This window comes from Acetobacter papayae, from assembly GCF_047721125.1.
GTDB lineage: Bacteria > Pseudomonadota > Alphaproteobacteria > Acetobacterales > Acetobacteraceae > Acetobacter > Acetobacter papayae.
Genome location: NZ_JBDNWF010000033.1, coordinates 16,188 through 28,711, shown reverse-complemented (window position 1 = coordinate 28,711; position 12,524 = coordinate 16,188). Strand labels below are relative to the sequence as shown.

13 protein-coding genes are annotated in these 12,524 nt (G+C 58.8%); 7 read left to right on the top strand and 6 right to left on the bottom strand.

Translation table 11 applies throughout. The features are described 5' to 3' along the window. The first annotated feature begins 302 nt into the window (after positions 1 to 302). On the top strand, positions 303 to 917 hold the full coding sequence (locus tag ABF757_RS09845) for a TetR family transcriptional regulator (protein ID WP_415482050.1): 615 nt from the start codon (positions 303 to 305) through the stop codon (positions 915 to 917). A gap of 9 nt (positions 918 to 926) precedes the next feature. Here the strand turns inward: ABF757_RS09845 and ABF757_RS09840 are convergent, their stop codons facing one another. The 3 genes from ABF757_RS09840 to ABF757_RS09830 all read right to left on the bottom strand — a co-directional run bounded on the left by ABF757_RS09840 (position 927) and on the right by ABF757_RS09830 (position 4,855). Beyond that, the gene (locus tag ABF757_RS09840) at positions 927 to 2,210 is read right to left on the bottom strand and encodes an NAD(P)/FAD-dependent oxidoreductase (protein WP_415482048.1); all 1,284 of its coding nucleotides are present in this window, start codon (positions 2,208 to 2,210) and stop codon (positions 927 to 929) included. 82 nt (positions 2,211 to 2,292) lie between these two features. After that, positions 2,293 to 3,795 carry an acetaldehyde dehydrogenase ExaC gene (exaC, locus tag ABF757_RS09835; protein WP_415482046.1) on the bottom strand — a complete coding sequence of 501 codons (1,503 nt, stop codon included), beginning with the start codon at positions 3,793 to 3,795 and terminating at the stop codon, positions 2,293 to 2,295. Between the two features lie 130 nt (positions 3,796 to 3,925). After that, entirely contained in the window at positions 3,926 to 4,855 is a 930-nt protein-coding gene (locus tag ABF757_RS09830) for a LysR family transcriptional regulator (protein WP_415482044.1), read from the bottom strand. A gap of 91 nt (positions 4,856 to 4,946) precedes the next feature. Here ABF757_RS09830 and ABF757_RS09825 point away from each other — a divergent pair, with 91 nt between their 5' ends. After that, the gene (locus ABF757_RS09825; RefSeq protein ID WP_415482042.1) at positions 4,947 to 5,435 is read left to right on the top strand and encodes a PACE efflux transporter; all 489 of its coding nucleotides are present in this window, start codon (positions 4,947 to 4,949) and stop codon (positions 5,433 to 5,435) included. A 4-nt stretch (positions 5,436 to 5,439) separates the two neighbouring features. Here ABF757_RS09825 and ABF757_RS09820 read toward each other — a convergent pair whose 3' ends face one another. Then, entirely contained in the window at positions 5,440 to 6,435 is a 996-nt protein-coding gene (locus ABF757_RS09820; RefSeq protein ID WP_415482040.1) for a helix-turn-helix domain-containing protein, read from the bottom strand. A gap of 252 nt (positions 6,436 to 6,687) precedes the next feature. Between ABF757_RS09820 and ABF757_RS09815 the strand changes: the two genes are divergently transcribed. The 5 genes from ABF757_RS09815 to ABF757_RS09795 all read left to right on the top strand — a co-directional run bounded on the left by ABF757_RS09815 (position 6,688) and on the right by ABF757_RS09795 (position 10,604). After that, complete coding sequence (locus ABF757_RS09815) at positions 6,688 to 7,653, top strand: thiamine pyrophosphate-dependent dehydrogenase E1 component subunit alpha (RefSeq protein ID WP_415482038.1); 966 nt, start codon at positions 6,688 to 6,690, stop codon at positions 7,651 to 7,653. A gap of 43 nt (positions 7,654 to 7,696) precedes the next feature. Then, positions 7,697 to 8,725, top strand: coding sequence for an alpha-ketoacid dehydrogenase subunit beta (locus tag ABF757_RS09810; protein WP_415482037.1), 1,029 nt, complete (start codon positions 7,697 to 7,699; stop codon positions 8,723 to 8,725). Further along, a complete protein-coding gene (locus tag ABF757_RS09805) occupies positions 8,725 to 9,858 on the top strand; it encodes an acetoin dehydrogenase dihydrolipoyllysine-residue acetyltransferase subunit (RefSeq protein ID WP_415482052.1) in 1,134 nt (377 codons plus the stop codon). Before ABF757_RS09810 ends, ABF757_RS09805 begins: the two co-directional genes overlap by 1 nt. Positions 9,859 to 10,006: 148 nt before the next feature. Next, the gene (locus tag ABF757_RS09800) at positions 10,007 to 10,189 is read left to right on the top strand and encodes a hypothetical protein (RefSeq protein ID WP_025859820.1); all 183 of its coding nucleotides are present in this window, start codon (positions 10,007 to 10,009) and stop codon (positions 10,187 to 10,189) included. Between the two features lie 103 nt (positions 10,190 to 10,292). After that, positions 10,293 to 10,604 carry a hypothetical protein gene (locus ABF757_RS09795; protein WP_025859819.1) on the top strand — a complete coding sequence of 104 codons (312 nt, stop codon included), beginning with the start codon at positions 10,293 to 10,295 and terminating at the stop codon, positions 10,602 to 10,604. 84 nt (positions 10,605 to 10,688) lie between these two features. On the opposite strand, the gene ABF757_RS09790 is transcribed toward ABF757_RS09795, so the two are convergent. Further along, positions 10,689 to 12,161, bottom strand: a complete 1,473-nt coding sequence (locus ABF757_RS09790) for a sodium:solute symporter family protein (RefSeq protein WP_415482034.1) — start codon at positions 12,159 to 12,161, stop codon at positions 10,689 to 10,691. Next, positions 12,158 to 12,337 carry a DUF3311 domain-containing protein gene (locus ABF757_RS09785; RefSeq protein WP_025859817.1) on the bottom strand — a complete coding sequence of 60 codons (180 nt, stop codon included), beginning with the start codon at positions 12,335 to 12,337 and terminating at the stop codon, positions 12,158 to 12,160. The genes ABF757_RS09790 and ABF757_RS09785 overlap by 4 nt, the downstream gene beginning before the upstream one ends. Positions 12,338 to 12,524 lie beyond the last annotated feature (187 nt).

Below are 12,524 nucleotides of genomic sequence, written 5' to 3'. Positions count from 1 at the left end.
ACACAAAATACCCCAGAAAACTCCGAAAAATTAAACCACTTCAATCACATAGACCCGTGCAAACCGATTCTCCCGCCCCCGACCAATGGCGGAATCGGGCCGGGTTTCCCATCTAGCGAGGGATCAGGTACATAATCAGGCACTGGAGCAGGCTTGCCGCCTGTTCCCTGCATCTGATGCAGCCATCCGGACGGGTAAGGCAGAAGCCTTTGCATACTGTCCGCATTCTATAGTGAACCCGGAGCGCGAGACCGTTGCCCTTCCCCCCTTCTTCCCCTCAGCCCCACACAGCGCCTCCCCCTGTGGAAGCACCAGAGAAGGATATTCCTCTGTCACGGCGGGAGACCCGGCGGCAGGAAACGCATAACGCACTGATTAGTGCAGCCATGGCCCTGCTGGCGGCCAAGGGCTTTGAAGAAACTACCACCGACGAAATCGCTCAGGTGGCCGGGGTCTCGCGCCGCACGTTATTTCGTTATTTTCCGACCAAGGCGGATATCGTCACGGCCTGGGCACAGCAGATGACCGATGTCCTGCGCGCGCATGTGGCGGGGTGCCTACCCGGAACCAGCCCACAGGCCATGCTCTGTTCGGCACTGGAAGCTGTGGTGCCGCATATGGCGCGCACCCAGCCTGAAGCCTATGCGTTTGTCTATCTGATTGAACGCACACCGGCACTGCTGCCTGTCAGCCTGCGTAAATACGCACAGTGGGAAGACAGTCTGGCCGAGGCACTTTCGCACCACCTGACCCACCAACCTGACTGCATGCTGGCGGCCCGTGTGGCGGCACGCTCAGGCATTGCCGCTTTTCGTACCGCAATTGATGAATGGATACGGCTTAAAGGCCGTCCGTCTCTCGTGCCGATCATGCGCAAGGTCATGGCCTTGCAGGCACGCATTCTGGAAAACGCGTAGCGGGTGCCCTCAATCCAGACGGATTGAGGGTTTAACCAGCGCATCGATCCAGTCTGCCAGGCAGGACAGAAGTCCACGGTATAATCCGTACAGCTCCACCTGATGCTGACGATACAGCATAAGATGCCCAAGCCGCGCGGACAGGCCCTTGAACATGCCACCGCCGAAAACAGTGCCGCCGGGCAAGGTGCCCCAACCGTTATAATCCCCCAGCGCGACAATAGCGCCCTTGTTGCGGAAGACGCAGTGCGGCACCTCCGTGCCATTGCGAATCAGCGCAGGCAGATGGCGGGCGAGATGATGAGCCTGCTGCCGGGCGACCTGCGCCGTGGGGGGCAAAGGTTCATCGCTGATAAACGAGCAGTCACCCATGGCGAAAATCCGCTCGTCATCCACCGACCGCAGGTTCGGCTGCACAATCACCTGACCAGAACGGTTGAGGCTAAGCCCCCCGAAACGGGTTGTGACAGTGGGAGCCTTTACGCCTGCGGCCCATACGCGCAGCGTTGCGGGCACATAACTGCCATCCTTGAGCATGAAGCCGCCCGCATCTGCCCCGGAAACCTGCGCGCCTGTGCGCACTTCCACCTTAATATGCTCAAGCTGCTTGCGTGCGGCTTCCGATACCTGTTCAGGGAAGGCTGGCAGAATGCGCGCGCCCGCTTCCAGCAGGGTGATTTTGAGTCGCGGGGGATTCCCCTCGAATGAGTACAAGCGCACGAGGTCGAGCGCCTTGTGCAGTTCCGCCGCAAGCTGGGTGCCGGTCGCACCGCCGCCGACAATAGCGATATCCAGTTCCTTGTTGGCGGCAAACGCCTTGAGCAGTTCAAGGCGGAATTTCTCGTTAAAGCCGTTTGCCTCAACCAGATTGTCGATGAACAGGCAATGCTCCGCCACACCCGGCGTGCCAAAATCATTCGCGCAGCTACCTATGGCCAGCACCAGCGCATCGTATTCCACCGTGCGTTCTTCCAGCACCACCGTACCGTCCGTGGACTGCACCGGGCCAAGCACGGCCTTGCGGTTCTCGCGATCCACCGCGATCACCTCACCCGGCCAGAAATCGAAATAATGCCGGCTGGCCTGCGACATGAAGCTGATACGGTTATTCTCGTTCTGGACCGTGCCAGCCGCAAAACAGTGCAGCATGGGTTTCCAGACATGGGAGAAACTCTTGTCGATCAGGGTAATACGGGCCTCGCCGCGTTTACCGAGCGTTTCTCCCAACCGGGTTGCCAATGCCAGCCCCGCGACACCGCCGCCAACGATGAGGATTTCTGATTTTGTCGCCATAGCCTGTTACAAATTCCGTTCAAGGGGCAGAGTCAAAGTCATGGTGGGCGGGGCGCGCTCTTCCCCGCCCACCATGTTCAGCTCAGAAAAAGCCGAGCTTCTTTTCGCTGTAGCTGACCAGCATGTTCTTGGTCTGCTGGTAGTGCTCGAGCACCATTTTATGTGTCTCACGACCAATACCAGACTTCTTGTAACCGCCAAAGGCAGCATGAGCCGGGTAGACGTGATAGCAGTTGACCCACACGCGCCCGGCCTCAAGCCCACGCCCCATGCGGTAGCAGATATTGGCATTGCGCGACCACACGCCAGAACCCAGACCAAACGGCGTGTCGTTGGCAATAGCCAGCGCTTCTTCCTCGGTCTTGAACGTCGTGACTGCCAGAACCGGCCCGAAGATTTCTTCCTGGAAGATACGCATCTTGTTATGGCCACGGAACACCGTCGGCTGCACGAAGTACCCGTTATTCAGGCTGCCCGCCAGATCAGGCTTGCCACCACCTGCCAGCAGTTCCGCGCCTTCTTCCTTGCCGATAGCGATATATTCGAGAATTTTCTCCTGCTGCATGACGGAGTTCTGAGCCCCCATCATGGTTTCAGGATCAAGCGGGTTACCCTGTTTGATCGCCTTCACACGCGGCAGAACACGCTCGATAAACCGGTCATAGATGGATTCATGCACAAGTGCGCGACTGGGGCAGGAACAGATCTGGCCCTGGTTGAGGGCAAACATCGTGAAGCCTTCAATCGCCTTGTCCAGATAATCGTCATCCTGGTCCATGATGTCGGCAAAGAAGATGTTGGGAGACTTGCCACCCAGTTCCAGCGTGGCCGGGATCAGGTTTTCGGCGGCAGCATGAGCAATCATCTTGCCGGTGGGGGTGGAGCCGGTAAAGGCGATCTTGGCAAGGCGCGGGCTGGTGGACAGAGCGGCCCCGACATCACGGCCCAGACCGTTAACAATGTTAAGCGTGCCCGGCGGGAACAGATCGCCGATCAATTCCATCAGCACCAGAATGCTGGCAGGCGTGGTTTCAGCAGGTTTCATCACCACGCAGTTGCCAGCCGCCAGAGCGGGTGCGAGCTTCCATGAGCCCATCAGCAGCGGGAAGTTCCACGGAATGATCTGCCCCACAACGCCAAGCGGCTCGTGGAAATGATAGGCGATGGTGGTATCCGTAATTTCGCTGAGCGTGCCTTCCTGCGCGCGGATGCAGCCAGCAAAATAACGGAAATGGTCAATGGCCAGCGGAATATCGGCCGCCAGCGTTTCGCGCACGGGCTTGCCGTTATCCCACGTCTCGGCGCGGGCCAGCAGGTCGAGGTTGGCTTCCATCCGGTCGGCAGCCTTGAGCAGAATGGCCGCGCGTTCAGCAACGGAGGTATGCGCCCAGCTTTTGAAGGCCTTGTGCGCGGCATCCAGTGCCAGCTCAATATCTTCAGCCGTGGACTGGGGCACTTCGCACAGCACACGCCCGTCGATCGGGGTGGTGTTTTTCATGTACGTCCCTTTTACAGGCGCGCGCCATTCACCACCGATGTAATTTTCATAACGGGCTTTAAAGGGAGGTTCTTGAGTTACGGACACGGACAGGCTCCATAATCTGACAGGAAACAGGACTAATTTAGGCCTGTTGTTCGTATACGGTGTTATACAGTCATGACTGGGCAGACAATCACCCTGCTCATCACATCCATGTGAATTTTGACACTGAGTGTCATTTTTTAAGCTCCGCGTCCAATACCCGCACAGGAGGCGATCTTTCCAGAATCAGCCTATCGCACAGGCGGTTTTTCAGCCAGTCCATGGCCATGCCGCTCTGGCGCTTACGGTGCCACACCACCGCCATGGGCACCTGCCGCCCTCCGGCATCAAACGCCAGTTCCGGCGTGACAATATCCGGCGCGGTGGTGGAAGAGGCCAGAACATGGTCGGACACAAAAGCCCAGCCCACGCCATGTTTGACCATTTCAAGAATGACCCAGTAGCTCTCCACCCACCAGACCTCACCCGCAACCCGCAAATGCTGGCGTTCGCGCTCCTGCCCACGCGATGCCACCAAAATCTGGCGATAGCGCTTCAGATCCTCCCATGAAACCGGCCCGCCCTGCGCCAGAGGGTGATCCCGCCCGCACACCAGCAGCAATTCCGTGCGCCCGATTGTCCTGAACGACAGATCTGCCGGCATACGGCTTTGCTGCCACATCACACCAAGCTGGGCCGTGCCTTCGAGCACCAGATGCCCGACATCTTCCATCAGAGGGAAAAGAAGTTCGACCTCGACATGCGGAAAAACCTTGGAAAATTCTGAAAAAATCGGCCCCAGAACATATTCTGGATAGAGTTCGTCCAAGGCGACAACCAGCCGGTTTTCCACCCCATCCCCCATGGAGCGGGCAACGCCTATCAGGTGCTCTCGCCGTTCAAGCACCACGCGGGCCTCGCGCAACAGCCGCTCTCCTTCCGTTGTCAGCTGCGGCACACGTCCGCTGCGCGTAAACAGCGTCACACCCAGATCAATTTCCAGATTGGCCACATGCGTGCTGATAGCGGACTGCGCTCGTCCCAAAGAGCGAGCCGCGGCAGAAAAGGAGCCGCTCTCCACTGTTGCGACAAAGGCTTCCAACTGTTCGAGCGAGACATTCATCTATCTGTTTTCCAGATGGTTTCTATCTTTGTAAACCCAGAGAAAAAGATAGGTTGCGCCCATGTCAACACGAAACGGCGTCAACACCTCCATGAAACAAGCACCCTCCGCCCCAATTCCTGCTGAAGAAACCAGCCACGGCCTGCGCACCGGCGCGGATCGCCTGCGGCATGTGCTGCTGTTTGAACTGGTAGCCCTGTCCATTGTCATTCCCTGCGGCAGCACTCTGTTCGGCCTGCATGAAAGCGCCATGGGTGTGATCGGCATTGGCAGCGCCATAACCGCTACAACATGGAATTTCTTCTACAACCTGCTGTTCGACCACATCATGCTACGCTGGCGGGCAACCACCCATAAAACGACTTTGACGCGCGTAGTGCATACCATCGGGTTCGAAGCCGGGTTGCAGGTCATTCTTCTGCCTGCCATTGCGGCGTATTGCGGCCTGTCCATTCTAGCCTCACTGCCGCTCACACTCTCACTGGCCGGGTTTTATCTGGTTTACGCGTTTCTCTTCAATCTGGCGTATGACCACCTCTTTCCGCTGCCACTTTCCACGCCAGAACTCTGCAAGGCCTGATACTTTACGGCTGCACCGCCGAAACGCGCCGCTCCTGCGCCTGCAGGGCCGAGCGGGCTGTCATGCGGGCCAGATTGCTGCGCCCGCCCATGGCCTTGATTTTGCGGTGCAGGGTGGAGCGGCTGATACCCAGCAGAGTGGCCGCAGCCGTTACCCGCCCCTGACACATCGCCAGCGCCCCCTGCACAACGCCCCGTTCGGCTTCCTCAAACCCCGAAGCCAGCGCTGCCTGAGAGCCCAGATCAAACCGTACGCAGTGGTTTTCCAGATCACCCAGCCCCGGCAGACGGCGCGCGGCAAACGTGGCCCCCACAATGGTGCGCGACTCATCCAGCGCCACCATGGGAAGGGAAATACCAGCCCCCTCGCCCATCAGGATAACGGTATGGGCGCGGAAAGCCTCCAGAAAACTCCTCCGCTCCAAACGGCGGGCCGCATCAATCAGCACGGCTTCCATCATGGTGCTGATACGCTCCGAGGGGTCCGGGCGGGTTGAGCTGGCATCCAACGCACCGGCCAGCTGCCCATCCGGCCCGTAAAACGGCACGGCGGAACAGCTCAGATAACGCAGGTCCATACTCCAGTGCTGCTCGCGGTGCACGGTTACAGGCACCTGCTCCACCAGACAGGTACCTATGCCGTTGGTGCCCACACGGGCCTCGTTCCAGTTCGCACCCGACCACAAATGCCAGCGACGGCAGCCTTTTTCCTGCGGGGCGTCTCCCCTGTGCGCCACCACAATGCCCTGCGGGTCGGCCAGCAGCACATTATAATCCAGTGTGGACACAATCGCCTGCAGGCGATCCAGTTCCGGGTCGCAGATTCGCATGGTCACCCCCATGCGTGCCCGCGCCTGCCGCAGTTCCGCGGCACAGAGCAGAGTATCGAGAGAAATGGCGCTGGCGGGCAGGTTATAGTCATTGGCACAGCGCAGCCACGAGGGTCGCAGCCGGGCGGATAACACCGCCAGTTGACTATCAGACACGGTAACACGGGTCATACTCGCCCCCTCTCCTGCCTTGTCCACGCTGTTATATCATCCTCATTCCTTATATGTGTCATAACAGCGACAAATAAGCCCGCGTCGCGTCACATCCCTGTTACGTCCGACCCGGCACGGCTTTACCGCCTGCCGGGCAAGATGTTCCCTTTACGGACACGGCGGCGCAATACAGGCATTTTTCAAAAATCCACACTGCTCCGCCAGCATTTTTCTTGGTCCATCGCAAGATGGCAGGCCGGAGACAACACCATGCAGATCGCACGGGATATTCTTTTGCACTCCTATCGTTCGATGCGGACAATCCGCGAATTCGAGGAACGGCTGCATACCGAATTCGCCACGGGAGAAATTCCCGGCTTTGTCCACCTTTATTGCGGCGAGGAAGCCTCGGCCGTGGGGGTGTGCGCGCATCTGGGAGAAAGCGACACCATTGCCAGCACGCATCGCGGCCATGGCCATTGCATTGCCAAGGGCGTGGAAGTTGAAGGCATGATGGCCGAAATCTACGGCCGCAGCACGGGCGTATGCCGGGGCAAGGGTGGCTCCATGCATATTGCCGATCTGGCGCGGGGCATGCTGGGGGCCAACGGTATCGTAGGCGGCGGGCCACCGCTGATCTGTGGGGCCGCACTCTCACACAAGCTATTGAAGACCGATGGCGTTGCCGTAGCATTCTATGGCGATGGCGCCTCCAACGAAGGCACCACGCTCGAGAGCCTGAATCTGGCCAGTGTGTGGAAACTCCCTGCAGTTTTTGTATGCGAGGATAATGGCTACGGCGAGGCCACAGGGGCTTCCTATGCCTGTGCGGGCACCCAGAAAGACCGGGCCGCCGGATTTGGCATGCCCTATTTTGAGTGTGACGGCACGGATTTCTTTGCTGTTTACGAAACGGCAGGAGAAGCCATCGCCCATGCGCGCTCGGGCAAGGGGCCGGTGATGCTGCATGTGCATCTGGCACGCTGGTACGGCCATTTCGAAGGGGACGCCATGTCCTACCGCGCCAGTGATGAAGTCGCCCAGCAACGCATGAACCATGACTGCCTCAGCAGCTTTCGCACACGCACCACGGGGGCAGGTCTGCTGGATGGCGCAAGCCTCGATGATATCGACAGTACTGTACGTAGCCGGGTCGATGCCGCCGTGCAGGCCGCCAAGGCAGCCCCCCTGCCCGAACAGGAAGACCTGATGCGCGATGTGTACGTTTCGTACTGATCCCGCCGGATAAAACAGATTTCAGGAAAACAGGAAGACTCCAATGTCAAAAAAAAGCTTTCGGCAGGCGATCAATGAAGCCCTGCGGCAGGAAATGCGGCGTGACCCGCGCGTCATCCTGATGGGCGAGGACGTGGCAGGCGGACAGGGCGGCACATCAGGCGTGACAGACGCATGGGGCGGCGTGCTGGGTGTCACCAAAGGGCTTTATACCGAGTTCGGCCCAGAGCGCGTGCTAGATACCCCCATTACCGAGGCCTCCTATATCGGGGCGGCAGCAGGGGCGGCGGCTACGGGCCTGCGCCCGGTGGCGGAACTGATGTTTGTCGATTTTGTCGGCTGCTGTCTGGACCAGATCATGAATCAGGCCGCCAAATTCCGCTACATGTTTGGCGGCAAGGCACGCACTCCGCTGGTTATCCGGGCCATGTATGGGGCGGGTTTCAATGCTGCTGCCCAGCACAGTCAGGCGCTGTATCCCATTTTTACCCATATTCCGGGGCTTAAGGTGGTTGTGCCGTCCTCCCCCTACGAAGCCAAGGGCCTGCTGATCGAAGCCATCCGCGATGATGATCCGGTCATCTTCCTTGAAAACAAGGTGATGTATGATGATGAGGAGGAAGTGCCGGACGAGACCTACACCATCCCCTTTGGCGAGGCGAACCTGACGCGCGAGGGTGATGATGTCACTCTTGTGGCCTTTGGCCGTATGGTGGGTTTTGCCAATGAGGCAGCAGACCGGCTGGCAAAGGATGGCATTTCCTGCACGGTCATAGACCCGCGCACCACATCGCCACTGGATAGTGCGACTATTCTGGACTGCGTAGCTGATACCGGCAGGCTTGTTATCGTGGATGAATCGAGCCCGCGCTGCAACATGGCCACCGATGTCGCGGCCCTAGTGGCGGAAGAGGCGTTCGATGCCCTCAAGGCGCCGATCCGCCGTGTCACGCCGCCACATACGCCCGTGCCTTTCGCAACTGTTCTTGAAAAACTCTACCTGCCCGATGTCGGACGGATCGAAGCCGCTGTCCGCTCCGTCATGGGGTACAAAGCCCGGCAGGAGGCCTGATCATGACTGTCATTACCCCCATCACCATGCCCAAATTCGGTCTGGCCATGACAGAAGGCAAACTGGCCGGATGGTCTGTCACACCCGGCAGCACGGTTTCAGCCGGGCAGGAAATTGCGGATATCGAAACCAGCAAGATCACCAACGGCTATGAAAGCCCGGCTTCGGGCGTGCTGCGCAGGCAGGTGGCCTCGGAAGGAGAAACCCTTCCCGTGGGCGCGCTCATTGGCGTGCTGGCCGAAGGCAGCACCAGTGATGCCGAGATCGACGCTTTTATCGAGCAGTTCCAGAGCACGTTCAGCGCATCGGATGGACAGGACGATGCCAGCACCCAGCAGGCCCGCCCCACCCTGATTGATGTCGATGGGCTGAGCCTGCAGGTACAGGACATGGGACAAGGCGACGGAATGCCCGTGCTGCTGATCCATGGTTTTGGCGGCGACCTGACAAACTGGCTGCTTAATCAAGATGTACTGGCGGCACAGCAGCGGGTTGTCGCCTTCGACCTGCCGGGGCATGGCGGCTCCACCAAACAGGTGAGCGACGGCACACCGGCGGCACTGGCTGCCATAACCGCCCGGCTGCTGGAAACATTGGGCATCGAACGCGCCCATGTGGTGGGCCACTCCCTGGGTGGCGCCATTGCGCTGGAGCTGGCCCGCGCTCACCCCGACAAGGTAGCCTCGCTGGGCCTGATTGCCCCTGCCGGGCTGGGGCCGGACATCAACATGGAGTTTATTGAAGGCTTCATTACCGCTGACCGGCGCAAAACGCTCGAACCCGTGCTGGCTCTGCTGGTCAATGATCCCTCGCTCATCACCCGCAACATGGTGGAAGGGATTATCCGTTTCAAACGCCTTGATGGTGCCAAACAGGGTCTTGAAACCATTGCGGCAGCCTGCTTCCCGAACGGGCAGCAGAAAGACAGCCTGCGCGATGTGCTGAGCACGTTCGGTGGTCCGGTGCAGGTGATCTGGGGCGAGGCTGATAAAATCCTCTCGCCCGAAGCGACTCAGGGGCTACCCGCCTCCATAACCGTGACCCGCCTGCCCCAGACAGGCCACATGCCACAGATGGAAAAAGCAACACAGGTGAACGACCTGCTTGCGTCCATGCTTCACGGCACACCCTGACCCTCAGGCGTTCCCTGCGATTAAAACCCAGCCTGCCCTGCTCCCTTACCGGAAAGCGGGCAGGCTATTTTTTTGGCCTTACAGCCTAAAACATGCCGATTTTCTGCCTGCTTTGCATGCTTTGTTAAGAGAGCAGGAGATACAAATCATGAAACATGCATCCTTCATTCCCCTCGCCTTTGCCATGCTACTTCTCTCCGGCTGCTACGGTGGACCGCGCGACCACCACCGGCACTGGCATGAAGACCACAGGCCACCCCCGCCGGGCGGCTGGCAGCAGCCCCCCGGCGGCGGCGATGGCTGGAACCGGCCGCAACAACCGCGCTGGTAATGACCGCCATGCCATAAAGAAAGGGTAAAGCGCCTTTACAGGGTCACACCAATGCCCTTTTCTGGCGCTACAACCCTCTGGTATCACAAGGAGTTCTTATTTTATGAAACGCTTTTTTGTAGCCTCGCTTATCATTGCTGCTTCCGGTCTCGTCGTGGCGGACGCCAATGCCCAGCTTCTGCCCTCCGCCAGCGAAATCGGCCAGAACGCGCTGAACTCCGCCAAGAGCAGCGCCGAAACCTCCGCACGCAACAGCGTCGATGCCGCTACAGGCAATGTCTCCAAGCGGGTTGAGCAGGAACGTTCCAAATACACCACCGAGCGTGACAAGGTGCAGAACAAGGTCAAGACCGAGAAAGACCGCATCAACAACACCAAAAGCGCCGTTCAGGATCTGACCCGCTCACCGTTCTGAGTTGGCCTGACGTCACAAAAAAGGGGGGAAGCCTAGGCTTCCCCCCTTTTTTTAATGCTTGCACCGCTGAAAGCGGAAGTTGTTTCAGGCGGCCTCGCCTGAAACAACCTGACCAGCCGAAGTATGAACACGACCCGGCTTCAGCAGGGAAATGGCCAGCACCACGGCGATATTGACACCAAGCGACAGCAGCCCGGTAGAAACATTGCCCGAAACAAAACCCAGATTAATGGGGTGCACCGGCTTAAGGCCATCCATCCAGCACAGCCCCAGCCCAACAACGGAACCAATAATCCAGCCCGCCAGCATGGAAACGGTGGACAGGCGCAGACGGGTCAGCCCGAGAATAAGAGCAGGGAAGGTCTGTAGAATGATGACACCGCCCAGAAGCTGCAGATCAATGGCGAACTTGGCATTGAGGAACAGCACGCAAAGCAGCGCACCCACCTTAACAACAAGCGCCGTCATCCGGCTGGCCATAACCGGGTTGGACTGTGCAGGCAGCAGATTGCTGGTGACCAGATTGGCCGCGCCAATCGCCATCACGGCGGCAGGCACCAGAGCGCCCACGGCAATAGCAGCCAGACAGAAACCAGCGAACCATGCGGGGAACACCTTCTGGAACAGCATGGGCACCACAAGCGAGTTGTTGGTGGTGACAATGCCCGCCGCGTGCGCCATGAAGCCCAGCATAGCGATCAGCCCCAGCACAATGGTGTAAACTGGCAGGTAAACCGCGTTCTGGCGGATTGTATCAGCCGAACGCGAAGCCAGAATACCCGTAAGCGTGTGCGGATACAGGAACGCAGCAAGGGCGGAAGACAGCGCCAGCGTGGCATAGGGCAGACCCTGTCCCGCCTTCAGCACCGCTTCATGCGGAGCAACGTTGGAAAACAGTGCAGCATACCCGCCCGTGTGCATGGGAATGACCGTAACCGCGACCAGAACCGCGATATAGATCATGATATCCTTGATAAAGGCTGTCAGCGCAGGCGCATGCAGCCCACCCATCCAAGTATACGCAGCCAGCGACAGGAAGGCGATAATCAGCGGCAGATCGCCCGGCAGGCCCAGCGACTGCACCACGGTACGGATACCGATAAGCTGGAGCGCAATATACGGCATGACCGCGACAAGACCGGTCAGTGCGACAATGACTTCCAGCAGGCGGCTGTCAAAGCGTGCCCGTACGATGTCCGCCGCCGTTGAGTGGCCGCCATCATTCGCGATTTTCCACAGCTTGGGCATGACAAGGAAAATGAACGGGTACACGATAATCGTGTACGGCAGGGCAAAGAAGCCATAAGCCCCCACCGCATAGACCAGTGCCGGCACCGCGATAACGGTATAGGCGGTGTAGAAATCACCCCCAACCAGAAACCACGTGACCCACGGACCAAACCCACGCCCACCCAGGCCCCATTCTTCCTGCGCGTTGCTGCCCTTGCTATGGCTGCGGAACAGGCGGCGGATAACCTGAATGGAAGAGCCGATGACGATGGTCGCGGCAAAAAAAACAATGAAGACGCCAAGCGCCCACGGATTGATGTCGCTCATGCGTCATGTCCCTTTTTCCACACAATCCAGATGATCACGGATGTAACCGGCACCCAAGCGAACTGGTACCAGTAGAAAAAAGGAAAACCGAGCAGGGCCGGGTCGGCCTTGTCGTAGAGCGGCATCCAGAGCAGCCCCACAAAGGGCAGCAACAGCAGCAGGTTGAGATATTTCATTACAAAAAATCGCTTCTTTTTGTTTTTTTCGTGCGTAACAGGAGAGGAATGACGCAACAACCCGTCCCCTGTCAATCACGCTCACTGCATTTTACGACAGACGCGCAAGCTTTGTTGCTTTTGCATCCCAGTTATGTCCTGTTATAACAGCAATGTGAGAAAGCATGCTGACAAAACGGCGGTTTTC

What these genes read in the sequence shown, in the direction of transcription:
- ABF757_RS09840 (WP_415482048.1), bottom strand. Translation starts at nt 2,210, where the DNA reads ATGGCGACAAAATCAGAAATCCTCATCGTTGGCGGCGGTGTCGCGGGG.
- ABF757_RS09830 (WP_415482044.1), bottom strand. Translation starts at nt 4,855, where the DNA reads ATGAATGTCTCGCTCGAACAGTTGGAAGCCTTTGTCGCAACAGTGGAG.
- ABF757_RS09825 (WP_415482042.1), top strand. Translation starts at nt 4,947, where the DNA reads ATGAAACAAGCACCCTCCGCCCCAATTCCTGCTGAAGAAACCAGCCAC.
- ABF757_RS09820 (WP_415482040.1), bottom strand. Translation starts at nt 6,435, where the DNA reads ATGACCCGTGTTACCGTGTCTGATAGTCAACTGGCGGTGTTATCCGCC.
- ABF757_RS09815 (WP_415482038.1), top strand. Translation starts at nt 6,688, where the DNA reads ATGCAGATCGCACGGGATATTCTTTTGCACTCCTATCGTTCGATGCGG.
- ABF757_RS09810 (WP_415482037.1), top strand. Translation starts at nt 7,697, where the DNA reads ATGTCAAAAAAAAGCTTTCGGCAGGCGATCAATGAAGCCCTGCGGCAG.
- ABF757_RS09800 (WP_025859820.1), top strand. Translation starts at nt 10,007, where the DNA reads ATGAAACATGCATCCTTCATTCCCCTCGCCTTTGCCATGCTACTTCTC.
- ABF757_RS09795 (WP_025859819.1), top strand. Translation starts at nt 10,293, where the DNA reads ATGAAACGCTTTTTTGTAGCCTCGCTTATCATTGCTGCTTCCGGTCTC.
- ABF757_RS09790 (WP_415482034.1), bottom strand. Translation starts at nt 12,161, where the DNA reads ATGAGCGACATCAATCCGTGGGCGCTTGGCGTCTTCATTGTTTTTTTT.
- ABF757_RS09785 (WP_025859817.1), bottom strand. Translation starts at nt 12,337, where the DNA reads ATGAAATATCTCAACCTGCTGCTGTTGCTGCCCTTTGTGGGGCTGCTC.